Here is a 22,765-nt window from a genome sequence, read left to right as displayed (position 1 = left end):
TTCCGTCTCGGTTAGTTGCAGGGATTGATGGTGAATCCCTTGCGGTACTCGGCGAGGTGCTTCTCCCGGTCGGCCGGGCTCATCTCCCGCAGCGTGAGCAGCGGGCTCTTCAGGATGTGGCCGCGGACGTCGTCGAGCGTCCACATTTCCTTCTCGTCGAAGCGCAGGTGCGGCTGGGCGACCAGGGTCTTGCCGTCCGTGCGCACGAAGCCGAGATCCTTGATGGCATCGGCGATATCCACGTTGTGGTAGACGCTTTCCCATTCGCGACGGCCGCTGAACCGTCCCATCGCCGGGGTCGGACGCCCCTGGTACTCGCCGGCGAAGGCTTCGACGGCCGTCCACCGATCGAGCTCATGGGCGAACGTGTAAAGCTTGCCGTCGATCTCGCCCGTGACCATGTCCTCGCGGATCAGGCAGGGCACCAGGCACGACCAGCAACGATGCGGATAGACGTAACCGACATCGCTGTTGAAGAGGATGTTGGTCTGTCCGCGGTGCGACAGCTTCTCGTACCATTTCCAGAAGTCGCCGAACTGCGCATACCAGCCAGGATACTTGTGCTCGAACCACTCGAAGTCCTTGTCGGTCTGGGCCTCGATGCGCCAGAAGTTGGCCGACCAACCGACCGCGAAGAACTGCGCGACCTTGTGGACGTAATGCTTCTCGGTCAGCCGCTTCCAGGCAGTCTGAACGTCGTCATGATGGATCTTGATGCCATACTTCTCGAGCGGCAGCATGTACGTGCGATAATAGTCCTCGAAGATCCAGCGGTGCCACATCTCCGCATAGGACTCCTTGGCCTTGTCGCGGTTCGTGGTGCCGTATTCGATGAAGGTTCCGATCGCCGCGTCGACGATGGCGTGGTTCTGCCAGAACGCATAGCGCATGTCGCGCTCCAGCAGCAGATGGTTCTCCGGCTCCTTCAGCATCGACATCAGCATCGAGTGGCCGTTGCCGATGTGCCGGCTCTCATCCGACTGAACTGACAGGAACACCGTCGGCAACGCATAGTCACCGTTGCGTGCGGCTTCCGACGGCATGGCGACGAACAACGTGTTGGTGAACGCGGTTTCGGCGACCACGGTCAGATACACGTTCGCGGAGGTGATTGCGTCCCCAGTGATGAAGCCCTCACCGAACTGCCTGCCGATCGTGGTGGCGTAGCACTTTCCGAACGCTTCCTCTGTGATGTCGAAGCCGGCCGGATCGATGTAATTCTCCATGTACCACTTCTTGAGATTCATCTGGATCGTCGAGTGACGGAACTCGTCGACCATCTGCATCGTGAAGCCGGTGCGAAGATCTTCACCCGGAGCAAGGCGACCAACCATGGCCATGGATCGCGCTGCGGAGATTTCCGGGAACGGAATGATCGCCAGGAACAGCTTCATCCACTCGACCCAACGTGGCTCGACGTTGCGGAACATGTCGCCGCGCAGCGCAGCGTCGAGCGCACCGTAGACGCGGTTGTCCTTCTCCTCCTGCATCGGAAAATAGGAGCGGAGGACCTGCTTCATCGGATCCTTTGGCGCCTTCGCAATCTTGTAGTCCGTGGGAAAAGTCATCGCTTCCTGGACGTAGGAAGGGTTCCATCCGAGATCTGCAATCTTCTTTGCAGCATCACCGACGGATATGCCGCGCTGAGCGGTGATCTTGTTGAGTGTTAAAGTTCCAGACATCTCGTCTTTCCTCCTGATCGGGTCAGAAACCACATCGATATTCCGCCTGCCTGAGCCTTCGAGGACCGGGCAGTGCTTACCCGCGCGTTACGGGCCACCTCGCGACCGTTTGCACGGCCGGACGCTTGATATCGGCAAGGGTTTCGGGAACGACTGTGGTGCACCGCAACGATGATCAGGAGCGATCTTCCGAACCACGGTCCTTCGATCGCAATGCTTCATCCCGCACATCATGCGCCCTCAGCCAAGCGTCCCCTTCCCTCGTTCTTGTCGCGGCTCGCCCCGGACGGAGCAGTCGGCATTGTTGTGAGCAGGAGCTTTGCAATGGGCGTGCCAGCGCGTTGGAAGCACTGGCCAGCGCGCTTTCAGAGGCGCTGATGCTGATATTGAGTGGACGGAGCCGTCACATCCGCCCGGCTTGCGGGTGAAGGAGATGCAGATTGCGACGGAAATTGCAGAATGAGAATCTCGACAATGCAAAAGCATCGGCGTGCGCAGAAATTTTTGCACCGCAAAAGCGAAGTGGCTTCGTCGGAAGCCGCAGCGACCGCACGTTGGATGCCGCGATGTTTCGGGATCTCGACCTGGATGGCTTTCTTGCCCGAACGCTTCCCCCACACGGTTGGACGAGCTAGCGGGAGGTGTCCGCAACGGCCGAGTGCTTCGTCTGCGCCGCCTTGGAGATCCAGCGGTCGCAATAGAGTGCGTAGCAGTCATGACCGCAGAAGGACAGCCCGGTGCTGAATTCCTTGAGATAGCTCGCGCCGATTGGCTCACAGCAAAGCATGCAGAGGGTTCTCGGGCGCAGCCTCATGCCGTTCACCAGAATGAACCTCATGTGACGCCTCTCAATGCGAAGAAACGATGTCACTGGCAATCGCCCCAAATCATCCGCGGAACCGCGAAGCATCTTGCAGTCGGCTCCCGGCGTTATTGAATCGATCAATGCGTGCTGCGATGGGTGCCTGCGCATAGTTCGTGCAACGGCCGTGCCAGATCATCCAGAGTCTCCCGACCACCGCTTCCTGAACAAAGTGATCGCCGGTGATCCTGGATGACCGCGCCGCCCCGACTTGAGAGCGACCGCGACGCAAATTGCGACAACGATATGCAAATTGAGACTCGCTGCGAACTTCCGTCGGTGTTTTTGCGATGCAAAATGAGCATCTGTTGGATGCCTGGAAGCCGATTTGATCGACTGGCTGCTTCCGCCCGGTCCTAAAAACCTCCTTCCTTCAAGCCATCTCCGGCCTACACAACCGAACGAGAGCTCCTTCGCTGTGACAGGTGGCCGGGCCTGTGAAATCCACCACGAGCAAATGCTCGCGGTGGACCACGTTCGACTTCACGGAATCAATACGGCGCGTCCATGAATCTTGCCGGCATTGAGATCATGCAAGGCCTTGTTTGCATCGGCGAGGCGATACTCGGCGGTCGCCAATTCAACCAGACCGCGGTCTGCGAGCGCCATCAACTCCGTCAGTTCGGCCCATGTGCCAACCAGATTGCCGATGATGTTCTTCTCGGTGATCACCATGTCGACGGTCGGAATGCGGATGTCCTCGCCATAGCCGACGACATAGTAGCTGCCCATCGAACGGGTCATCGCCAGCCCCCTGGATGTCGTGCCCTTTTCGCCGACGAAATCGATCACCGCCTCTGCGCCGTTTCCGCCAGTCAGAGCCAGAACGGCAGCCACTTCATCGCCGTCGGCTTTCACCAGATGGTCGGCACCTGACTTTTCGGCTAGCTTCAGCGACGCTTCGGACTTGTCGACGACGATAATATCGGCGGCGCACATTGCCTTGAGGCACTGGATTGCGATGTGGCCCAATCCACCTGCACCGATAACGACGCAAGACTCGCCGGGCAAAAGGTGACGCGTCGCCTTCTTGACGGCGCGATAGGCGGTGAGCCCCGCATCCGCGTAAGGCGCCACCTCCTTGGGGGCAAGCGTCCGTGGCAGCGGCACGATATTCCGCTCCGAGGTGCAGAGGAATTCTGCATAGCCGCCGTTGCAATCCAGACCAGGAAATGTGCCGGGGCCATGCATGTCGAAGCCGCGACGACAGGCGAGACACGTCCCTCCGGTGATCTTCGGATGAACGATGACGGGGTCTCCCTTTTTCAGTCCCTCGACTTCCTTGCCGACCTCCTCGACCCAACCTGCATTTTCGTGTCCCATGATGATGGGGAGGAGTTTGTCGCCGGACGGATCCATGTGCGGCTTCCAGACGCCTTCGATGATATGGAGATCGGTCCTGCATACGCCCGCGCCGCCGATTCGGACGATAACGTCGGTCGACTTCGCAAGCTTGGGATCAGGTACGTTTTCTTCGATGACCCAGCGGTCGTTGGACAGCTTCTCGTCATACGCTCTCAATACTTGGGCTCTCATGTTCTCCTCCGTCTGCCCAGCGAACCTTGCGCTCGCCGTCGCGGAGGCGCCTCAGCATTTTTTGTGCCAGCACAATTGCTATTGCAGCGCGACGCAGGACTCGGGGTGCCTGTCGGGAAACTTGCCCCGATCAAGATGGTGCCCGTCACGCCAATTGGATGACCCAACGCGATCGAACCTCCTTTGACGTTGATCTTGTTTCGATCGATCCGCAGGTCGCGGATGTACTTCTCCACGGCGACGGCGAACGCCTCGTTGACATCGAACAGGTCGATATCATCGAGAGTCAGTCCGGCCCTGGCGAGCACCTTGAGGGTTGCGGGAACAATATCCGTGGCCGGCGCGACAATCTGCACAGTGCGAAGCGATTCGTAGCGCCCCATGCTCGCGCTGCCTATCGTGAGATTTTTCTTGATCTCCGGGTGCACACGTCGTGCACACGCGGCCATCTAACCAACTGAAAATCTTGAACTCTCGCTCCAATCCATCATCGGGGCAACGGAAAATTTCCATGTCATCTCAATTGCCTAGCCGCAACATCGGTTCAATGCAACATGATGTTTCGGAGCGCTGCCCGGCCGAAACAGGCCCGGCCCAACCAAAATATCGAAAACAACCCCATGCAAAGTAGCTTCGCCATTGCGGGGAGCTCAACGGAGGCGGTCAGAACTGTACCGGCTACCCGGGAAGTCGACAGACATCCGGATGCAGCAGCGGCGCCTCCTTGATCCAGATTTTCGCGCCCTGCGGGCCCACCGTCGCTTTCAGGTCGACGCCGGCGGGTAGCCGACCCCAGCCCTGCGGCTGCAGCGTCTCGCCCCCGATCGTTAGTCCCCCCGATAGAACAAAGAACTCGAGCCCGCGCGCGTTCGCAAGGCTGATCGTCTCACCCGGTCGCCAGTCTTCAAGGCGGACCTCTTCGTCGCCGTCCTTAAATAGAATGCTGACGCTGCTTGCACCGGGGCGCGGCGCAACCTGTTGGCCCTCACCTGGCTGACGCACGACCTGGGTCCGGTCCTCGTCCCGGAACTGCCAGAGCCGCACGAAGATGGTGCAGCCGTCCTTCGAGGCGGGAACATGTGACGTCCCCGGAGGGTTGCGGAAGTAGCTGCCCGCGGGATAGTCGCCATGCTCATCCTGAAAGGTACCTTCAAGGACGACAATCTCTTCTCCACCGCCATGCGTATGACGCGGGAAAGCGCTGCCGGGAGCGTAACGCACGATCGAGGTGGCGTGCGCGACTTCGCCGCCAATGCGGAACAGCATGCGCCGATCCACGCCGGCCGACGGACTGGCCACCCAGTCCAGCTTCGAGGCGTGAACGATAACAGGCTTCGACAGATCATCGTTGATGCGCATCATTACTCTCCCTCAGGCGGCGCCATCCGAAACCCACCACTTCGCGATTTCGGATCTCTTGGCCAGTGCAGGTCCCTAAACCAGGACACGTTCAGATGCCCGCGAGCGGAACGCCACTCGCCGCATTCTGCGGTCGTCGTGACGCGATCAGCCGCCGCGCCTCGTCGGCGCGACCACTGCGCAGCAAGGCGCAAGTGACGGAATATTCCAGCAGGTCGCGCTGCGCGCGGCTGCCTCCAACCCTTTCATGGGTTGCCAGGACGGGCGTTAGCTCATCGACGACCCGTGTCCAGTCGCCCTTGGCCAAACCATCGAAGCCGCGCGCGATGGGCACCACCATGTCCGCGGCGGGTCCCTTCGGGTTCTCGATGATCCTCGCCAAGGCCTCCGCATCGCCGGCCATTGCAAAGGCGAGCGCGCTGTGCATGTCGGCAAAGATGATCCCCGAGTTGGGAAACCACTTCGCCGCATACTGGCTGATCTCGCTCCACAGTTCCGGATACCGCGGCTCGCCCGCCATCTCGGCGCGTGCAAGGAACGAGGCGCAATCGGTGAGGACATTGATTTGCGGCCCCCACGAGCCGCCCGGATGCAGCGCCTCACGATAGATCTTCCAGGCTTGATCCCGCCTGCCGGTCTCCAGCGACCACAGGGCAAGATGCCAACTGATGTGGCAATGCAGTTGCGCCTCGCGTGGGTAAGCGGCGTTCCATTGCTCGAGATAAGCCAGCCCCTCCTCGCGCTGTCCCTTCTCATAGAACAGATGGGCCTTGATATGCGCAGCGTGAGCGTTGCGGGGACAACCACGAAGGGCGGTCTCGATATTCCTGAAACCACTGTCGAGCCTGTGCAGCTCGATTTCGGCAAACGCGAGCACGGTTCGAAACCACCAGTCATCGCCGTAATGGGTTGCAAGCGGCTCCAGCATCGCCAGTTGCTCAACCTCGCGGCCGGACTTGCCCGAGAAGCCGATCAAGCCGAAGACACCGGTGGCCGGTGCCAGCACCATGGCATCGCGCGGCCAGTGCTTGATATGTTCGGCGATCGCCGAAACCGCCGCAGCGCCTTGACCACTCAGGATCTTGGCAAAGATCGCAATATGACCTTGCTCGCGCGAAGTCGTAGCAGGCGCTAGCGCGATCGCGCGTTCGAGCGGCGCTTTGACTTCGTTGCCGCGACCGAGCAGTTGCAGGGTTCGCGCAAGCGCAATGTGCGCCAGAGCAAAACCTTCGTCGGCGGCGATCGCGTCGCGGAATGCCTGGTCAATCCCCGACCCAGCCGAGAGCAGCTTGTCGACGCCGGCGACATATGCGTCGCGGGCGGCGGCAGAGCTTGTGCTCAAGGGGTTGCCGTACCGGTCTTCAAGAACGCCCACCCGATTTCCCATCGAACTCTCGGTCATTTTGATGACACTCCCTCCATGGAAACCTGCTTGGCCTTGGCTTGCCGCCGGCGGCGCTCGTCACCCAGCTTGAGCAGCCGCTCGCGATCCTCTGGATTTACTCTTCCATACCGGGGCCGCCAAAGGGAACCCTCCTCCTTCCACGCAAATGGCGCTTTCACAGTCGTTCGCGGCGCCGTCGCCGTGTCAAAAAGGGCGAGCGCCTGGCGCATGATTTCGCGCTGCATGTCCGGTCGCCAGGGATGCCCGCAAGGATTGCCCAGCGGGAAATCCGTGAAATAGAACCGTGGCACGCCGCAGTGCTCCACGACATCCTGCGCCGAGCCGACAATGACCGTCGGAATGCCGTTCGCTTCCAGATGCCGGGCCACCAAGCTTACGGTCTGATGACACACGGGGCAAAGGGGGCAAAGGATCGCAGCATCAGCCCCGTCTTTTCGAACCCGTGCCAGGATTTCAGGTGCATCCTCCGCGTTCGTTTTCCGTTGGCTGTATTCTGTCGGCACGCCGTGAAAGTGCCGGGTCAGTCCGACAAGGGCGCCCTCGCCGACCAATCCAAAAGCGGCTTCTACCGGCAGGAAGCTGCCCGGATCATTGGTGTGGGTCGACTCCTTGTCCCACGCAACGTTGTCGGTAAACAGCTTCCCGGGCGGCGGCGAAACCTCACCCGACCACACCCGTTTGACGCCGTCAAAATCCGGCGGACTGGCCGTGGTAATCAGTGCGATACGCAGATCCGATGACAGTTTGGCAGGTTTGATGAAAGGGACATCATCAAACCTCGCCCAGACATAGTCGTTGTCGTAACCAAGGGCACGGTAATATTGGCGCGTTCGCTCCATATATTGAACCGGGGTTTCCGCTACGCTCATTTGGATTCTCCTCGAGACGCTAGCTTGGTCGTGCGGTGGGCCGGTATGAAAAGCCGATGAGTGCCAGCAATGCGGCGACGAGTGGTGCGAACGACAGCATCAGGACGGTCGACCAGCCGAAGGACGACAGCAGCCCGCCCGACAGGAAGGAGCCGACGGTCATCGTGCCGAAGACCACGAAGTCATTGAGCGACTGAACGCGCGCCTTTTCCTCGGGACGATGGCACTCCAGAACCATCGCGGAGGCGCCGATGAAGCCGAAGTTCCAGCCGATCCCGAGCAGGCTCAGCGTCGCCCAGAAATGCACGACATCGATCCCGAGCAGGCCCACCGACGAAGAGGCCGCAATCAATACCAGCCCGACCGCGACGATCGCGGATGCGCCGAAGCGCGTGATCAAGCGGCCGGTCCAGAAACTCGGGGCGTACATCGCAATGACGTGCCACTGCAGACCGAGATTGGCCGATTCCTGAGGCAGCCCGCAGAGCTTCATCGCCAGCGGGGCTGCGGTCATGAGGAAATTCATGAGCAGGTAGGAGACGACCCCGCAGATCACGGCCAGGATAAAGCGCGGCTGCCGGGCAATGACAGCGAGCGGCCTTCCGGCGTTGAGATGCGTTGCAGTCAACGGAGGAAGCTCAACGCCCGCCAGAATAACCGCGGAGAGCGCTGCAACCACCGCCTGGCCGACAAACGTTGCGGCAAAGAGGTACGGCGCCCACAGATTCATGGTGTGCGTCACAAGCTGTGGACCGATCACACCGGCGAACACACCGCCAGCCATCACGGCCGAGAGCGCGCGCGGACGCCGTTCAGGTGCTGCGCAATCGGCCGCCGCAAAGCGGAAAGAGAGTACCACGGCCGCGTAGACGCCGCCAAAGAAGGTCCCGGCGCAGAATAGCGGGAATGACGCGTTGAGTACCGCCAGGAGCGCAATCAAGCCTGCGAGGACGCCGCTGCCTGCACCAAGCAGGAATGTCATGCGCCGGCCGTAGCGCTGCGCGACAACGCCCGCCGGCAGCGTGCACAGAGCCATGCCGACGACAAAAACCGAGACCGGCAGCGTCGCAAGTGCCTTGGTGGGCGCCAGCATGTCGCCGACCACGGCCCCGGTTGCGTAGACGACCGTGGAATTGGCGCCTGCGAGGGCCTGGGCGACGGCAAGCCTTGCGACATTGTTGCGCTCGCGGCGAATGGCGGTCGGCGCCTCATGGCTGGGAACGGAAAAATTGAAGTTCACGCTGCGGCTTGCTCCGCCGTTAGATGTCCGTCGACCGGACGTGGCCGATAGGACCGGTGGCCGGTCCACCGGGCCGTGGATTACCCGCGGCGGAGTTAAGGAGAAATCGCTGGACTTTTCCTTCTACAGATTGCCAATTTATGTCGATGAAACGTCACATTTCGCCAGGGAACGCCGGCTGGAAGACGGTCGATGCCCCGCACGGCCTCGGATCACCGAAGCCTCTGATCGTTCGGGTGCAGTCTCTTCCTGCGAGGAGCTACTTCGCCGAACACAGTCACAGCTGGAATCAGCTGGTCTACGCGATCTCAGGCGCGCTCACCGTGAAGGCTGATGGACGGCGCGTCGTCATTTCTCCGGAACAGGCCGTCTGGCTGCCGGCCGGTACGAAGCATTCGGTCGGCTCCCTGATGGGAGCGGAATTCCGGAGCCTCTGGGTCGCCAATGCGGCCGGCCAAGGCATGACGTCCGGCACGACGGTCATCCATGTGTCCCCGCTCCTGCGGACGCTCATCGTGGAAGCCGCGTCGCTGAAAGGTGAGGATCGTCGCTACGCCGCTCGCGTTATCGCGCTCATCCTCGATCAGTTGCGGCGGGCGACGCCGATCTCGGCAGCGTTACCTTGGCCCACCCACCCGGGCCTGCTGGCCCTCTGTGAAACCCTCTACGCCGATCCTGCGAATCCGCGCCACGCCGAGAGATGGGGGCGTGAGATCGGCATGTCGCCACGAACCTTGACGCGACACTTCGAGCGCGAAGTCGGCATGAGCTTGCGCGCATGGCGTCAACGTCTCCGCCTGCTCAAGGCTATCGAATTGTTGGGCAGCGACCTGCCGATCACGGAGATCGCGTTGCGTCTGGGTTACTCATCGGCCTCCGCATTCACATTCATGTTTCGCTCTGAAATGCGCGTTAGTCCCCTGCAACATCGGCGCAGTCTGGGCCATGCTGCCAGCAGAGGGACTCCATCAAGGCGTCGATCCGGATCTCAAGATTCGCCCCGCCGGGCGGCTCTCAATGGTGAGCTAAGCGCGAGCCGTCCCTGCCCCGTCATCCAGCGAAAACGACGACCATGATCGATCCCCAGGTCGTCAGCAGAATATTGGAGATCGGATAGGCGGGCGTGTAGCCGAGCACCACCACGGAGCTGCCCGAGCGCTCCTGAATGGCGGCCATCGCGGCCGTGACCGTCTGTGCGCCGGTCAAAGCGCCGAGCATGAGGATGGGGTTCATGCGCAGCACGAAATGGCCGAAACAGAAGCCGACGATCTGCGGCAGCAGGGTTACAAACATGCCACCCAGCAGCAGGCCGACGCCCGACTCCCGTATGGCGGAGAGGAAGACCGGACCGGCATGGATCCCGGTCAGGCCGACGAACGCAGCCAGTCCGAGCGACGTCATCAGGCTGATGGCGCCATCGGGGATCCGGCCGAAATACGGCAGACGTGTGCGGAGATAGCCGACAAGAAGTCCAGCGAGCAGCGTACCGACGCTGGTGCTCAGCGAGATCGTGACGCCACCAATCGAAAAGCTCAGGAGCACGCCAACGAGGCCGCCGAAGAAGATCGCGAGCCCCAGCACCACGAAATCGATGCTGGTGCTGGGGCGCAACCATGACGCCGATGCTCTTGGCTGCATTCTGCACCACCGATTCAGGACCGACGACGCGAAGCATATCGCCGCGCTGCAGGACAACGCCGGCCGCGATGGGGAGAGCTTCATCGCCGCGGCTCAACGAACGCAAGTAGAGGCCGCGTGCCCAGCTCTGTTCCGACGCCTGCTGCAGACTGCTGCCTGCGAGCTCCCGGTTGATCAGGAACACGTCCGCCGAAATCACGGGGATGTCGAGCAGCTCGCGGTCCTCCACCTCCTCGCCGCGCGGTCCGATCAGTTCGACGATGGTCTGGCGCGGCGCCGACAGCGCGATGATATCGCCGGCCGCGAGCACCGCTCCAGGCTCTGTCTCCAAGATGCGCTCGCCGCGACGAATGCGGTGGATGAACACGCGTTGCCCGGGCACACGAGCTTCGGCGGCGGCCACCGACAATCCGGCGATCGCCGCCTGAGCATCCAGCCGGTAGGCACGCAATTCGAATTTGCGCCAGGCAGACGCCAGGCCGGGCTTGGCGCGCGTGATGCCCAAGGTCTGCTCCAGCTTGAGCGCCTCCGCCTTCAGATCGATCTTCAGCAGCGCCGGAACGATCAGGGTGCAGAATGTGATCACGCCGGCATAGCCGAAGATGTAGCAGACCGCGTCGGCCACCGCGATGTGCGAGACCAACAACGCGCGCTGTGCTTCGGTCACGGCGAGCCCATTGACTGCATCGGTTGCCGTACCCATCGCCGCGCTTTGGGTGAGCGCGCCCGACATGAGCCCGGCTGCAAAGCCGGCGTCGAGCCGCAGCACGCGTGCCGCGACGATCGCTGCCGCAAGCCCGGTGAGGCTGACGACAACGGCCATCAACATCGGCTTCAGCCCGTCGCGCTTCATCGCCAGCATGAATTGCGGACCGACCGAATAGCCCACCCCGAACAGGAACAGCAGGAACAGGAACGATTTGGTCATGCTGGAGACGGGCACATGCGCGAAATCGCCGACCGCGAGTCCTGCGAACAGCGCGCCCGTCACCGGGCCGAGGCTGAAAGCGCCGATCTTGAAGCTTCCGATCCAGTAGCCCGCGGCGATCACCAGGAACAGCGCGAGCTCCGGATACCGAACGAGAAATTGCGCCAGCCAGGTCAACATCGTCTCAACACGGTCCCGCGCCGCGGCTATGTCATCATCATCACCAGCACCATGCCCCAGATCGTCAGCAGCGTGTTTCCGACCGCATAGGTGACGGTGTAGCCAAGACCGGGAATCTGGCTCTTCGCGCGGTCGTTGATCATGCCCAGCGAAGCGGTCGTGGTGCGCGCGCCGGAGCAGCATCCGAGCAGGATCGCGTCGTGGAAGCGGAACACGTATTTGCCGACGAACATCGCCAGGATCAGCGGCACGGTGGTCACGACGACGCCCCAAAGGAACAGGCTGAAGCCGAGCTTTTGCAGGCCGGCGACAAATCCCGGGCCCGAGGAGATTCCGACCACGGCAATGAAGACGTTCAGGCCGACCGAGTTCATGAACCACACGGTGGGTGACGGGATGCGGCCGAAGGTTGGGTGCACGGACCGGAGCCAGCCGAAGAACAGGCCGGAGATCAGCGCGCCGCCGGAGGTGGACAACGTCAGCGGCACGCTTCCGATCTTGTAGACGAAGGCGCCGACCAGGGCGCCGATCGCGATCGCAGCCCCGATGAAGGCGACGTCGGCAACATCGGTTGCGCGGTCCGGCCGGCCCAGCATCTTTGTGGTGGCAGCGACATCGGACGTGCGGCCGACCAGGGTGAGGATGTCGCCCCGATTGATCTTGGTGTTCGGCAGGATCGGAATCTCGGTCGCGATCGCCCCCCGGGCGATCTTGCGCAGGAATACGCCGCGAGCGCCCGGTTCCTTGGCCAGTTGCTCCAGCGTCTTGCCGTCGACGTCCTTGCTGGTCACGTAGACATCGACACCTTCGATCGGCACCGCCAGCAGCTCGCGATCGTCGACTTCCTCGGCCTGCTCGCCGATCAGCTGCACCAGCACATCGCGGCGCCCGGCGACGGCGACGACATCGCCGGCATGTATCACGGTGTCGGAGGTTGCATCCACGATCTTGCCGGCTTGCCGGAGCCGGAGGACGAAGATGCGATGATCGGGAAGCAGCGCCTCGGCCTGCCCGACGGTCTTGCCGGCGACGGGTCCGCGCTCATGAACGCGATAGGCGCGCACATCGAACTGGTGCCAGGCCGTCCCTGGGCCGCCCAGCTCCTTCTTGCCGCCATGCTCCTCCTCGTATTTCTTGCACGCGGCTTCGAGATCGATCCCGAGCAGCGCCGGTCCGAGCAGCGCCAGCACGATCGCCGACCCAACCGTGCCGAAGATATAGGTCACGGCATAGGCGACCGGCATGGCATCGAGCAGCTTCTTGGCTTCGTCCGCGGGCAGACCAAGGCGATTGATGGCGTCGGTCGCGAGTCCCATCGACGCGGAGATCGTCTGCGAGCCGGCATAGAGCCCGATCGCCGATCCGACGTCGTAACCGGCGACCTTGGCGCCGAGATAGGCGGACAGCAGACAGAAGACGCAGACCACGGCCGCGAAAATCGCCTGCGGGACGCCGTCCTGCGCGATACCGCGCACGAATTGCGGTCCGACACCGTAACCGATTGCAAACAGGAACATCAGAAAGAAGAACGGCTTCAGCGGCCCTGATATAGTGATCCCGATCTGGCCGATGATGACAGCGGCGACCAGTGTCGCGGTGACCGCGCCCAGTCCAAGCCCCTTATAGGTGAAGGAACCGAAATAGTAGCCCAGGGCCAGCGAGAGGAAGATCGCAATTTCGGGATAGGTGCGGAGCGTCTGGAAGAGCCAATCGATCATGATGTCACCCGTTCATGCTGTCCCGGGGCTTCGGCGTGCGCCCGCTTCGATCTCGTGCACGGGTGCCGAAAAGGGCGAGCAACCGTATCGGTCGACATCAGACGGCGGTTGGCGAGCAGGATGTTGATCTATGTCAACCGCAGCTGCGAGAGCCTCGCGATTTCATGATCTTGCCGACACCACACATGTGCCGCGCACTCGCATCGTGAGCGACTATCCGTCGCAGCATCGTATCGCCTGCGCGTGACCGTTGACATAGATCAAGGCTCGTAACCGGTCGCCGATCATGCTGCGCGCGATTGCGCAGGCAACGGAGCCTGTCGCCTCCATTCCAACAGCATGCATCGCCCCGGGAGTGTCAAATGGCCGATCTTCTGACCCTGAAGAAATTCGAGGCGTTGAGCCCCTTCGAGATCAAGGACGAGCTGATCAACCTCGCCAAGAGCAATTCGAAGCGGAGCCAGATGCCCTTCCTGAACGCCGGGCGGGGCAATCCGAACTGGGTGGCCACGACGCCGCGCGAAGGCTTCTTCCTGCTGGGACAATTCGCCATCACCGAGAGCAAGCGGGTGATGGAGCACCCGGCGGGCATCGGCGGCATGCCCCAGGCAAGCGGCATCGCCGGCCGGTTCGAAGCCTGGCTCAAGCAGCACAAGGACATGCCGGGTGCGAGCTTCCTGACCGAGATGCTGCCCTTTGCGGTCAAGAAATTCGGCTTCGTCCCCGACGCCTTCGTCCACGAGCTGGTCGATTCGATCATCGGCGACAATTACCCGGTGCCGGACCGCATGCTGGTGCACAACGAAAAGATCGTGCACGAATACCTGATGTGGGCGGTTTGCGGCGAGCCCCGGCCGGCCGGAAAATTCGACATCTATGCGGTCGAGGGCGGCACGGCGGCGATGTGCTACCTCTTCAAGTCGCTGAAGGCCAACCGGCTGCTGGTGCCCGGCGATACGATCGCACTGGCGACACCGATTTTCACGCCCTACATCGAGATGACGCACCTGGAAGACTACGACCTGAAGGTCGTTCAGATCAGGGCTCCGCAGGAAAACAAGTTCCAGTTCACCGACGAGGAAATCAAGAAGCTGGAAGATCCGAAGATCAAGGCCTTCTTCGTGGTCAATCCGTCCAACCCTCCGGGGATGGCGTTGAGCAAGGAGACGATTGCCAAGCTGGCCAATCTGGTCAAGACCAAGCGCCCCGACCTGATGATCCTCACCGACGACGTCTACGGCACCTTCGTGCACGGGTTCCGTTCGCTGCTGGGCGAACTGCCGCACAACACCATCGGCGTCTACTCCTATTCGAAGTATTTCGGCTGCACGGGATGGCGGTTAGGGGCGATCGCCATCCACGAGGACAACATCTTCGACAAGATGATCGCCAAGCTCCCGGACGAGGCCGTGAAGGCGCTCGACAAGCGCTACGGGCCGCTCACGCTCGAACCGCGCAAGCTCAAGCTGATCGACCGCATCGTCGCCGACAGCCGCGACGTGGCGCTCAATCACACCGCGGGCCTGTCGTTGCCGCAGCAGGTGATGATGAGCCTGTTCTCGCTCGCCGAGATGATGGACGAAAAGAAGGCCTATCAGGCCGCCTGCATGGAGATCGTCAACAAGCGCCTGTGGTCGCTGCTCGACGGCCTCGGGCTTGCCGACAAGCTGACCCCGAATCCGAGCTATGATGCCTACTACGCCCTGATCGATTTCGAGTTCTGGGCCCGAAAGAACATCGGCGACGAGGCGGTTGAATACCTGAAGAAGAACGTCCATCCGCTGGACCTCGCGTTCAGGCTGGCTGAAGCCCACGGGATCGTGCTGTTGAACGGTGGCGGATTCGATGCGCCCGAATGGTCGCTTCGCGTCTCGCTCGCGAACCTGCCCGACGATGTCTATGACGATATCGGGCGAGGCGTTCGGACCATCGCCAGAGGCTATCGCGACGCCTACGAAGCAGCGAAGGGCGCAGCCGCAAAGCGCTGACAGCGGCGCTTGCCGCACTTCGGACATTTGGTCCGGTAGCCGCCAAAACTAAAAGAAAGGCCCCGGCAAGAATGCCGGGGCCCAAATTACATCCATCCAGGGAGATCAGTATCTCGCGACGACCGGCCCGCCGAACCGATAGTTCAGGCGGATCGTCAGCAGATCCACATCCTGTCCGATCCGGTTGGCGGCGCCGGCCACGATGGGATTGACCACCGAGAACGTGTTGTTGGCATCGCCCATGAACAGACGGTCATATTCGAGCCCGACGGACCAGTTCGGGGTGAACCCGTACTCGAAGCCCACGCCGACGGTACCGCCCCAACGGGTCGATGTCGCCGACGCGACCCCGATTCCGCCGACCGTGGTAAAGATGTCATAGCGATTGCTGGTGACCGCTGCACCGCCCTTCACGTAGAACAGCGCGGCATCCCAGGCCCAGCCGAGTTGGCCAGTGAAAAGGCCCAGTCCGTCGGTCTTCGTTGTCGTCGAGAACCTCGGATCGATCAGGCTGAGGCGCGAGCTCTTCAGGTCCGCCCAGTCACCCTGTCCTTCCAGGCCGAAGACGAACTGGCCGGCCTGCCAGCGATAGCCGAGCTGTCCGCCGAAAACGCCACCGGAGCGCGAACTGCACCCGTCGGCCACGACACCACCGACGGCAGGGATGAAATCCCAGCAGGTGCGGCTCTCACCCCAGCCGCCATTCGCACCAATATAGAAGCCGGTCCAGTTGTAGACCGGCGGAGGGACCGGCACAGGCGCCGCCTTGACGGCCATGTCAGCCGACAACGCCGGCGTGGCCATGCCGATAATCGCGGCGACAGAAAGCAAAAATCTCTTCATGGAATGATCTCCGGGTCTCTTCGCGTTAAATCGAGAACAGCAGTCCTTGCGCTCGCCCAATCGGGGCAGTGATCGAAGCCTAGATGTGAGTCACGAAAAGGCGCGTGCCAAAATGGCAACACTCAAGGGCAAACGAACACCGTGCTTGGGCTGTGCTTTCAACATTCGGTGCAGCACGAAGCTCGTGCTGCCGGAGAGGAAGCGCCGGAGCCGACTCACTGTTCGACGAGCCAATCGGCGATGTTCTGCGAGGGGATCAATTGCCTGGGGAGGTGCGGATTGATGGTGCCGGCAAACACGACCAGCCCTTCGTCCAGTTTTGACCGTGCGAACGCCTTGGCTTCCGATTCGCTGGCAAATGTCCTGGTCTCGCGAGGACTGCGCGCCCTTTGAGCCAGCAGACCACGTCGGCGAATTTCATAAGTGACATACCAGATGGCCGACACCGCGACACCGGAGAGAGCGAACAGCCCTAGCGACACACCATCTTGCCAGTGGCCGCGCCTTGACCTCGGTCAAGGGCGCGGACCGTAAAAATACGGGCGCTGCGGCCCGAGTTGAGGGAGAAGCGGTTCGATCGGAAGCGCGAGTGAACCGCGACGAGCCTGCCGACCGTTGGCATCGCCGGCTTCACCTCCGACCCGAGAAGGACAAGGATGCTGTCCGCTGCCTGCGCGATCGCAGCGACGATGGTCAGCGCCAGTTCTTTTGCATCGCATTCATCACGGTGTCTGTCTTGTGCGACTTGCAGTACTTGCCGATGACCTTGCCGTTTCGCTCGACGTAGCGAAAATCGACGACGGTCAGGTTCTTCGATGCGCTGAAATAGCCCGACATCCAGGAGCTGATCAGCATTTGTCTTTCCTGGTCCGCCTCCAGCAGTTGCTTGCAGGTAATGAGGGACAGATCGACGACGACTTGGGCTTTGGCCACGACGCTCGTGGCGAGCAGTGCAACCGTCGCAACGGCAAGAATCGATGGTTTCATTGTTATCTTCCAATCCTGTTTGATCACTGGCCGGCCGTAGAGCGCTCAAGGCCGGCCATCACGGTCTGAGTGGGATTGGTCGCGCACCATGCCTTTACGCTTGCGACATTTCGCGCATACGCGTTGAGATCGACGAAGACGTATCCCTTCTTCTGATTGAACCAGCCACTCATCCAGGCAGAAAATACGGAAGAATCGCCCGGGGACATGGCGAGGTACTGCGCGCAGGTTATCCGCGCCATATCGACGCTCGTCTGCGCTTGCAGCGGGCCCGACAGCATCGCACCGGCAAGAGCCAGGCACACAGCGATTTTGTTCATTCGATTTCTCCCAAGCTCCATGCACAGTACTTTCTATCCACCGATCTGCACCCTCACTGACAGACAAGGACCGGAGTCCTTGCTTGCGTCAGCACCTTGTTTGTCACACTGCCGATGAGCAGCATGGAGAGCCCGCTGCGCCCGTGCGATGACATAACGATGAGATCGCAGCCCTTATCCGCGGCTGCCGCGATGATGGCTTGATGGGGTTGGCCGCTCTCGACTTGGCTTGTCTCGCAGGGAACGCCGGCCTCCCTGGCCGCGTGTGCGGCACGATCCAGCGCGCTCGTGGCCTCTTCCTTACGTATCTCGGCAAATCTCGCGAGCAAATCACGGTACCGCCCTCCTATTTCCGAGAGCGGCTCAACGACGAAGATGACCGATACTTTGGCTCCGAGAGATTTCGCCAGCGCCAACCCCTGCTTCACCCCTTGCTCCGCCAGTTCCGACCCATCTGTCGGAGTGAGAATGTGCCGGTACATGCCTCCCACCTCCCGGTTACCTGGATGACCTATCGCCGCCCCGCCGAATGCAGGTTGAACCTGAGCCTCGGACCCGGCCTTGAGATAGATCAATCCATCGCTCAGCGCCGCACCCCGGACGCTGGTCGTCGCGCGGCGGAGGCACCTTCCACCTGCGGCCCATCTGAGGCAGGGCGAATCGAGCCCGAGCTCAGCGCAGCGAAATCGTGAGTCCGCCCAGATTGGCGGCGAACTCCAATCCCGCTTTCGGCCCTTTGAGCATGAGAACGACGCCGTGCTCATTGCGCAGGCTCACCCCGCCTACGCCCGCGGCCCACGCGCCGCCTGCCCCGACCAGCGCGTAACTGCCGGCGAAATCGTTGACGTCCCTGATGCCTGAGGCGGTGCCCTCCAGCCAAGTCACCGACGCACCGGCAGTCACGCCGAGGCTGAAGCCGGACGCGATGAACCGATAGTGCCGCCCGCGGTAGGTCAACGTGCCGCTGCCGCCGCCGCCGCCCACCACGAGCGCGGCCTTCACGAACTTGACCTGGACGTGGCCGACGGCCTGGGCGAAGCATGGCGCGACCAAGAGGACCATCGCGACAAGCGCCAGTATGACGGAACGGATCATGGGTCGCGTCACTGCAGCCCTTCCTCGCTCAGGGATTAGTCGGATCCACTTTCTTCCAGGTGTGATCCGGATCGAAAACGATCATGCGCTTGGCGAGGAAATCGGTGCGTGAGCCGAGATCCTTCTGATAGACCGTGCCTGCGTGGTTGACCAGGAAGGTCATGACGCCGGAATTGCCGTATTCGGCGGGATAGGCGACCAGCGCGAATCCACCGATCATCTTGCCCCTCACGACATAGTTCAGCGCGCCGCCAGGAGCGTCGGAGCCCTGTGCCTTCAGGATCCGATAGTAGTAGCCGTGGTACGGCATGCTCTGCTCGCCGACCTTGTAGCCTTCCGCGGCGGCCTGGGCGGCCAGCTCGCCGAGCGGGCTTGGATCCTTGTCGTCGCGCCAGAACAACCCGTCCGTCTTGCCCGGCCTGCTGACGATGCGCTGGGCATAGGCGCCCACACCCTCGCCGCGATCCTTCTCTGCGTATTCGTTCTGTGCGTCGACATAGGCAAGAGAGGTCTGGATCGCGGCCAACTCGTTGCGGCCTATCCTGCGGTAGAGGATTTCGCGACGTCCCGCGGCGGCGTCGAAACTCCAGCCGTCATTGTTGTTGACGAGCGGGATCGGGAACGGGAAATCGTCCCTGCCCAGAATCAAGGTGGCTTTCTTGTTGCCATCAGCCTTGATCGAATGCTTGGCGTCGTAGGCAGAAAGAAAGCTCTCTCGCGCATTGGCGTCGGCGACATCGTCGCCCGACTCGATGATATCGGCGGCATCGCGGCCCAGCACCTTCAGCATCGCCCGACTGGTGCCGGTCTTGACCGCGGTTGCCAAGGCGGACGCCGCGTCTTCCGGATTGGGGAAGCCTTGCTGCGCGCGCGCCGGAGTCAGCAGCAAGGCGAGTGCTGTTGCCGTGGCCACGCCGATGGAGGCAATATGATCCAGTCGCGAGTACGAGGGGCCTGTCATCGTGATGCCTCCGACGGGGATGGAATCTTCGCGCCGGCGGCAAGCCAATCGTTGTAGCTGCGGAACTTGAGTCCGAGCTTGTCGTAATAGACCCTGAGATAGCCGTCGGCGCCGCGCGTCACCGCCGCCGGCATGACCTGCTCGACCTCCTGCGCCATCACGCCGACATAGGCCTTGCTGCTACCGAGATAGCTGAAGCGGTAGTAGCCGAGGCCGTTGGCGAGATGCCCAAGCAGCTCGATGTCGTGCTTGAGCGCGATGTCGGAGCGCCGTCCACCGCCGCCGCCGCGAAAACCACCGCCTCCGCCACCGCCGCGGAAGCCACCTCCGCCGCCGCTGAAGCCACCGCCACCACGGCCGGTAAAACTTGCGCCGCCGCCGCGCGGCATGCTGGCCATACTCGATCGCCCGCGCGCCGATGCCGCCGCCGCTGCCCGTCCGGACGATACGTTCATGGCGCCGCCACGACTGCCACCGCCGCGATTCGCCGCAGCTGCGCGGTTACCGGCATTGCCGCGGTTGGCGGCCTTTGCGCGATCGCCACCGCCCTTGTTGCCGGCACCCGCGCGGTCGCCGCCCTTGGCGCGATCGCCTGCACCTGCACGGTCACCACCCTTCGCACGATCTCCGCCGCGGTCGCCTCCACGATCTCCAGCGCGATCGCCCGCACGATCTCCGGCGCGATCACCCGCACGGTCGCCGCCGCGGTCTCCTGCCCGGTCACCTGCGCGATCTGCACCCTGGCGATCGCCCGGATTGAGAACCTGCTGACCGTCACGGCCGCGAAAGTTCATCCGATCGCTGGCACCGGCCCGATTGGCGTTGCCGCCGAAGCGCTGCTGGACGTTGCTGTTGTTGTAGCGGACGCCCTGGCGATGCGCCGGATTGTGCTGCCAGCCATTTGCGATGTTGGTGGTCCGATGATTGACATAGACGTTGCGATTGCCCCAGTTGAAGCCGCCACCCCAATAATTGCCCCAGCGCCCGATCGCCCAGCCGGCGCCGAAAGCAAGACCTGCCGCGACAACACCGGCGCCGATATAGGACGGATAGCCGAAATAGTACGGCGGGTACGCGGCATACGGCCACGCGCCGTAGACCGTGGCGGGATCGTAATAGGGCACATAGACGGTGTTCGGATCGGTCTGCTCTATGACGATGACCTGCTTGTTCTCCTGGGTCTGGACGCTGACCTTCTGCTGCTTGGTCGTCACCAGCTTGTTGTTGGCCTGCGCCTTGCTGCGCAGCCGCTGAATCGCATCCATGACGTCGGGCTGCTGGGCCAGCACGGCATCACCCAGATTCTTCGTCCAATCAATCTTGTCGCTCATCATCGCGAGCACGTCGGCGGTGCTCGTGAGCGCCTTCACGCTGTCATCCCAGGCCTGCTTGTCGACCTCGGCCTTCAGCGCATCCCCTTTCAGACTCTTGCGCTCCTTGAGCCAGCGATCGGCCTGCACGACCTCGAGCGGATAGGTCGACGCCGCCAGGACGTTGGCGAGCAGTGAGTCCGGGTAGAGCGCGATCGGCGCCACCAGGGCTTCCAGCTGTTCCGGCTTCAGGAGCTGATCGGTCGGCTGGGTTGCCGCAGCCGGCTGGCTAGCCTGGGCGGGCGGGCTGGTCTGGGCGGGCGGCTTGTCAGCCGTTTGCGCGAATGCGGCAACGGACGTCACCGACACCAGCACAACCGCGAGCAGAATCTTGCCCCAACGGAACATCGCGACCTCCATCGACACCAACGGTCGACAGCATCGGCCACGATCCCCTCCCCTCCTTGATCGAGATCAAGGAAACTGTCCTTCGGCTCAGCTTTCGACTCAGCTTTCGACCTGGCTTCCGGCCTGGCCCGGCTGTCGCGACGCAAGGTGGATGCGGCGGTCGTGAATCAGGTTCTCGAGCCGATGGGCCGCAACGTTCACCGCCGTGACGGCGCGCTCGGCCTTGTCGTCCGCGACCGGCTGCTCGCGCTGCGTACGCAGCACCTGATCGATTTCGCGCTCGATCTCTTCGAGATCCGACACACGCCTGGCCATCCGAATTCGCCCTGCCAGTGCATAAAGCGTGTCGAGCGCCTCCTTCCGGCTCGGTGCCTCGCTCGAGCGGAGAAATTTCCACGCCGCCGCGAGCACCGACGCAAGCCCGCCTGCGATCATCGGCGCCAGGAAGATCGCATTGCCCCATTGATCGAGAAAGCTCTCCCTGGTCCCCTCATAGACCGCAGCCGCCCCGGGATGCACGGGAATGTAGGCGCCCGCGTCGGTATCAGGCGTAGCGATCTGGGAGAGCGCCGGCAGTTCGGCGAGCAACTCTCGCCGCGCGTTCATGATCGACTGCGTCAGGTCGCTGATCACGTCATTCCCAAGCTTCTTCTGTGCCACCAAATAAAACGACGTCTGCAGCGTCGTCAGGTCATCAGCAGGAACAGGCGGCGAGCCGCGCAGGGTTCCCTTGGGTACGTCGAAGCTTTCGTAGGCGCGCTCTTTCTCGGCGATCGCTCCGGCGGACTCGATGGCGATCATCACCGGGCCGGCTCGCGTGGTGCGCGCGAAGACATTGCGCAGCAGCGAAAGATATTTTTCAGTCAAAGGCATGACGAGCAGGATCGCCCGTACCTCCTTGGTGTCGAGCGCCCGGCGCGCATCCGCGGGGGCGAGCGGCTTGAACGTCACGCCCGCGCGCGTCAGATCGTATTCGTCGGTCAGCACCTTGATCAGCTTCTGATTGGCTTCGGCGCCGATCACACCGATCGCGACGCGTTTCAACTCCGCCACGTCAGATATCGCAGCGCCGGGCGGCGCGACCAACAGGACGGTGGCGTGGGCCAACACGATCACGGCCTGGGCCCGCGATAGATCGCCGACGTCTCCACGGACGACCGCGAGGTCCACCTTTCCGGACGCGAATGCCTTGGCGGACTCAAGCGGTCCCGGCGTCTGGACCAGGCTGAGCCGGACTGGTGCTTTCGATTGGGCGAACTTTCCTGCGATCGCCGAGACCAGCCTCCCGGCCTCGCCGTCCAGCGACCCAACCGCGATCGTCAGGGTCGTCGGCCGCTCGTACCAGCGATAGGCGAACAGGCTCGCACCCCCCGCCAAAAGCACAAGGCCGGCCACCAGGGCGATGCGCAATGACCTCGGCAACCTGCTGGGATCCA

20 protein-coding genes and 2 pseudogenes are annotated in these 22,765 nt (G+C 62.4%); 2 read left to right on the top strand and 20 right to left on the bottom strand.

Annotated features, from left to right (window positions below; translation table 11 throughout):
- Positions 1 to 11: 11 nt before the first annotated feature.
- From ACVIHF_RS09850 to ACVIHF_RS09815, 8 genes and pseudogenes are all read right to left on the bottom strand, one after another.
- Positions 12 to 1,682, bottom strand: coding sequence for an aromatic/alkene/methane monooxygenase hydroxylase/oxygenase subunit alpha (locus ACVIHF_RS09850; RefSeq protein WP_225646125.1), 1,671 nt, complete (start codon positions 1,680 to 1,682; stop codon positions 12 to 14).
- 631 nt (positions 1,683 to 2,313) lie between these two features.
- Positions 2,314 to 2,520: a hypothetical protein gene (locus ACVIHF_RS09845; protein WP_225646124.1), complete on the bottom strand. Its 207-nt coding sequence runs from the start codon at positions 2,518 to 2,520 to the stop codon at positions 2,314 to 2,316.
- Between the two features lie 507 nt (positions 2,521 to 3,027).
- On the bottom strand, positions 3,028 to 4,080 hold the full coding sequence (locus ACVIHF_RS09840; RefSeq protein WP_456791985.1) for an NAD(P)-dependent alcohol dehydrogenase: 1,053 nt from the start codon (positions 4,078 to 4,080) through the stop codon (positions 3,028 to 3,030).
- A 125-nt stretch (positions 4,081 to 4,205) separates the two neighbouring features.
- Positions 4,206 to 4,406, bottom strand: a pseudogene (locus tag ACVIHF_RS09835) (acetyl-CoA C-acyltransferase); the annotation flags it as partial.
- Between the two features lie 352 nt (positions 4,407 to 4,758).
- On the bottom strand, positions 4,759 to 5,439 hold the full coding sequence (locus ACVIHF_RS09830; protein ID WP_456780901.1) for a cupin domain-containing protein: 681 nt from the start codon (positions 5,437 to 5,439) through the stop codon (positions 4,759 to 4,761).
- A 91-nt stretch (positions 5,440 to 5,530) separates the two neighbouring features.
- A complete protein-coding gene (locus ACVIHF_RS09825) occupies positions 5,531 to 6,841 on the bottom strand; it encodes a tetratricopeptide repeat protein (protein ID WP_456780902.1) in 1,311 nt (436 codons plus the stop codon).
- A complete protein-coding gene (locus ACVIHF_RS09820; RefSeq protein ID WP_456780903.1) occupies positions 6,838 to 7,713 on the bottom strand; it encodes a glycine reductase in 876 nt (291 codons plus the stop codon). Before ACVIHF_RS09820 ends, ACVIHF_RS09825 begins: the two co-directional genes overlap by 4 nt.
- Before the next feature lie 19 nt (positions 7,714 to 7,732).
- Complete coding sequence (locus tag ACVIHF_RS09815) at positions 7,733 to 8,908, bottom strand: MFS transporter (RefSeq protein WP_456781926.1); 1,176 nt, start codon at positions 8,906 to 8,908, stop codon at positions 7,733 to 7,735.
- A 185-nt stretch (positions 8,909 to 9,093) separates the two neighbouring features.
- Between ACVIHF_RS09815 and ACVIHF_RS09810 the strand changes: the two genes are divergently transcribed.
- Positions 9,094 to 10,029, top strand: coding sequence for an AraC family transcriptional regulator (locus ACVIHF_RS09810; RefSeq protein ID WP_456780904.1), 936 nt, complete (start codon positions 9,094 to 9,096; stop codon positions 10,027 to 10,029).
- Here ACVIHF_RS09810 and ACVIHF_RS09805 read toward each other — a convergent pair.
- The 3 genes and pseudogenes from ACVIHF_RS09805 to aspT all read right to left on the bottom strand — a co-directional run bounded on the left by ACVIHF_RS09805 (position 10,004) and on the right by aspT (position 13,417).
- The gene (locus tag ACVIHF_RS09805) at positions 10,004 to 10,537 is read right to left on the bottom strand and encodes an aspartate-alanine antiporter-like transporter (RefSeq protein WP_456791984.1); all 534 of its coding nucleotides are present in this window, start codon (positions 10,535 to 10,537) and stop codon (positions 10,004 to 10,006) included. The genes ACVIHF_RS09810 and ACVIHF_RS09805 overlap by 26 nt on opposite strands.
- Positions 10,538 to 11,210: 673 nt before the next feature.
- A pseudogene (locus ACVIHF_RS09800) lies at positions 11,211 to 11,699 on the bottom strand (aspartate-alanine antiporter-like transporter); the annotation flags it as partial.
- A 26-nt stretch (positions 11,700 to 11,725) separates the two neighbouring features.
- On the bottom strand, positions 11,726 to 13,417 hold the full coding sequence (gene aspT, locus ACVIHF_RS09795) for an aspartate-alanine antiporter (RefSeq protein ID WP_456780905.1): 1,692 nt from the start codon (positions 13,415 to 13,417) through the stop codon (positions 11,726 to 11,728).
- A 362-nt stretch (positions 13,418 to 13,779) separates the two neighbouring features.
- On the opposite strand from aspT, the gene aspD reads away from it, so the two are divergent.
- Positions 13,780 to 15,405, top strand: a complete 1,626-nt coding sequence (gene aspD, locus ACVIHF_RS09790) for an aspartate 4-decarboxylase (protein WP_456791983.1) — start codon at positions 13,780 to 13,782, stop codon at positions 15,403 to 15,405.
- A gap of 105 nt (positions 15,406 to 15,510) precedes the next feature.
- Here the strand turns inward: aspD and ACVIHF_RS09785 are convergent, their stop codons facing one another.
- The 9 genes from ACVIHF_RS09785 to ACVIHF_RS09745 all read right to left on the bottom strand — a co-directional run bounded on the left by ACVIHF_RS09785 (position 15,511) and on the right by ACVIHF_RS09745 (position 22,751).
- The gene (locus ACVIHF_RS09785) at positions 15,511 to 16,248 is read right to left on the bottom strand and encodes an outer membrane protein (protein ID WP_229189086.1); all 738 of its coding nucleotides are present in this window, start codon (positions 16,246 to 16,248) and stop codon (positions 15,511 to 15,513) included.
- A gap of 215 nt (positions 16,249 to 16,463) precedes the next feature.
- A complete protein-coding gene (locus ACVIHF_RS09780) occupies positions 16,464 to 16,730 on the bottom strand; it encodes a hypothetical protein (protein WP_456780907.1) in 267 nt (88 codons plus the stop codon).
- Between the two features lie 211 nt (positions 16,731 to 16,941).
- The gene (locus ACVIHF_RS09775; RefSeq protein WP_456780908.1) at positions 16,942 to 17,262 is read right to left on the bottom strand and encodes an HdeA/HdeB family chaperone; all 321 of its coding nucleotides are present in this window, start codon (positions 17,260 to 17,262) and stop codon (positions 16,942 to 16,944) included.
- Positions 17,259 to 17,555 (bottom strand): HdeA/HdeB family chaperone, encoded by a 297-nt coding sequence (locus ACVIHF_RS09770; protein WP_456780909.1) that lies wholly within the window; start codon positions 17,553 to 17,555, stop codon positions 17,259 to 17,261. Before ACVIHF_RS09770 ends, ACVIHF_RS09775 begins: the two co-directional genes overlap by 4 nt.
- Positions 17,556 to 17,608: 53 nt before the next feature.
- A complete protein-coding gene (locus tag ACVIHF_RS09765; RefSeq protein WP_456780910.1) occupies positions 17,609 to 18,130 on the bottom strand; it encodes a universal stress protein in 522 nt (173 codons plus the stop codon).
- 97 nt (positions 18,131 to 18,227) lie between these two features.
- The gene (locus ACVIHF_RS09760; RefSeq protein ID WP_456791982.1) at positions 18,228 to 18,650 is read right to left on the bottom strand and encodes a hypothetical protein; all 423 of its coding nucleotides are present in this window, start codon (positions 18,648 to 18,650) and stop codon (positions 18,228 to 18,230) included.
- Positions 18,651 to 18,678: 28 nt separating this feature from the next.
- Positions 18,679 to 19,611 carry a DUF2950 domain-containing protein gene (locus ACVIHF_RS09755; RefSeq protein WP_456780912.1) on the bottom strand — a complete coding sequence of 311 codons (933 nt, stop codon included), beginning with the start codon at positions 19,609 to 19,611 and terminating at the stop codon, positions 18,679 to 18,681.
- Positions 19,608 to 21,329: a DUF3300 domain-containing protein gene (locus ACVIHF_RS09750; protein WP_456780913.1), complete on the bottom strand. Its 1,722-nt coding sequence runs from the start codon at positions 21,327 to 21,329 to the stop codon at positions 19,608 to 19,610. The genes ACVIHF_RS09755 and ACVIHF_RS09750 overlap by 4 nt, the downstream gene beginning before the upstream one ends.
- A 99-nt stretch (positions 21,330 to 21,428) precedes the next feature.
- On the bottom strand, positions 21,429 to 22,751 hold the full coding sequence (locus ACVIHF_RS09745; RefSeq protein ID WP_456791981.1) for a TAXI family TRAP transporter solute-binding subunit: 1,323 nt from the start codon (positions 22,749 to 22,751) through the stop codon (positions 21,429 to 21,431).
- Positions 22,752 to 22,765 lie beyond the last annotated feature (14 nt).

It is taken from the genome of Bradyrhizobium sp. USDA 4506, from assembly GCF_054058795.1.
This window is presented reverse-complemented; position numbering and strand designations above follow the sequence as displayed.

Bases quoted from the DNA above. Each gene is read 5' to 3' on its own strand.
- ACVIHF_RS09810 (WP_456780904.1), top strand. From the start codon at position 9,094: ATGTCGATGAAACGTCACATTTCGCCAGGGAACGCCGGCTGGAAGACG.
- aspD (WP_456791983.1), top strand. From the start codon at position 13,780: ATGGCCGATCTTCTGACCCTGAAGAAATTCGAGGCGTTGAGCCCCTTC.
- ACVIHF_RS09840 (WP_456791985.1), bottom strand. From the start codon at position 4,080: ATGAGAGCCCAAGTATTGAGAGCGTATGACGAGAAGCTGTCCAACGAC.
- ACVIHF_RS09760 (WP_456791982.1), bottom strand. From the start codon at position 18,650: ATGATCCGTTCCGTCATACTGGCGCTTGTCGCGATGGTCCTCTTGGTC.
- ACVIHF_RS09755 (WP_456780912.1), bottom strand. From the start codon at position 19,611: ATGACAGGCCCCTCGTACTCGCGACTGGATCATATTGCCTCCATCGGC.
- aspT (WP_456780905.1), bottom strand. From the start codon at position 13,417: ATGATCGATTGGCTCTTCCAGACGCTCCGCACCTATCCCGAAATTGCG.
- ACVIHF_RS09830 (WP_456780901.1), bottom strand. From the start codon at position 5,439: ATGCGCATCAACGATGATCTGTCGAAGCCTGTTATCGTTCACGCCTCG.
- ACVIHF_RS09770 (WP_456780909.1), bottom strand. From the start codon at position 17,555: ATGAACAAAATCGCTGTGTGCCTGGCTCTTGCCGGTGCGATGCTGTCG.
- ACVIHF_RS09845 (WP_225646124.1), bottom strand. From the start codon at position 2,520: ATGAGGTTCATTCTGGTGAACGGCATGAGGCTGCGCCCGAGAACCCTC.
- ACVIHF_RS09785 (WP_229189086.1), bottom strand. From the start codon at position 16,248: ATGAAGAGATTTTTGCTTTCTGTCGCCGCGATTATCGGCATGGCCACG.
- ACVIHF_RS09820 (WP_456780903.1), bottom strand. From the start codon at position 7,713: ATGAGCGTAGCGGAAACCCCGGTTCAATATATGGAGCGAACGCGCCAA.
- ACVIHF_RS09850 (WP_225646125.1), bottom strand. From the start codon at position 1,682: ATGTCTGGAACTTTAACACTCAACAAGATCACCGCTCAGCGCGGCATA.
- ACVIHF_RS09750 (WP_456780913.1), bottom strand. From the start codon at position 21,329: ATGTTCCGTTGGGGCAAGATTCTGCTCGCGGTTGTGCTGGTGTCGGTG.
- ACVIHF_RS09825 (WP_456780902.1), bottom strand. From the start codon at position 6,841: ATGACCGAGAGTTCGATGGGAAATCGGGTGGGCGTTCTTGAAGACCGG.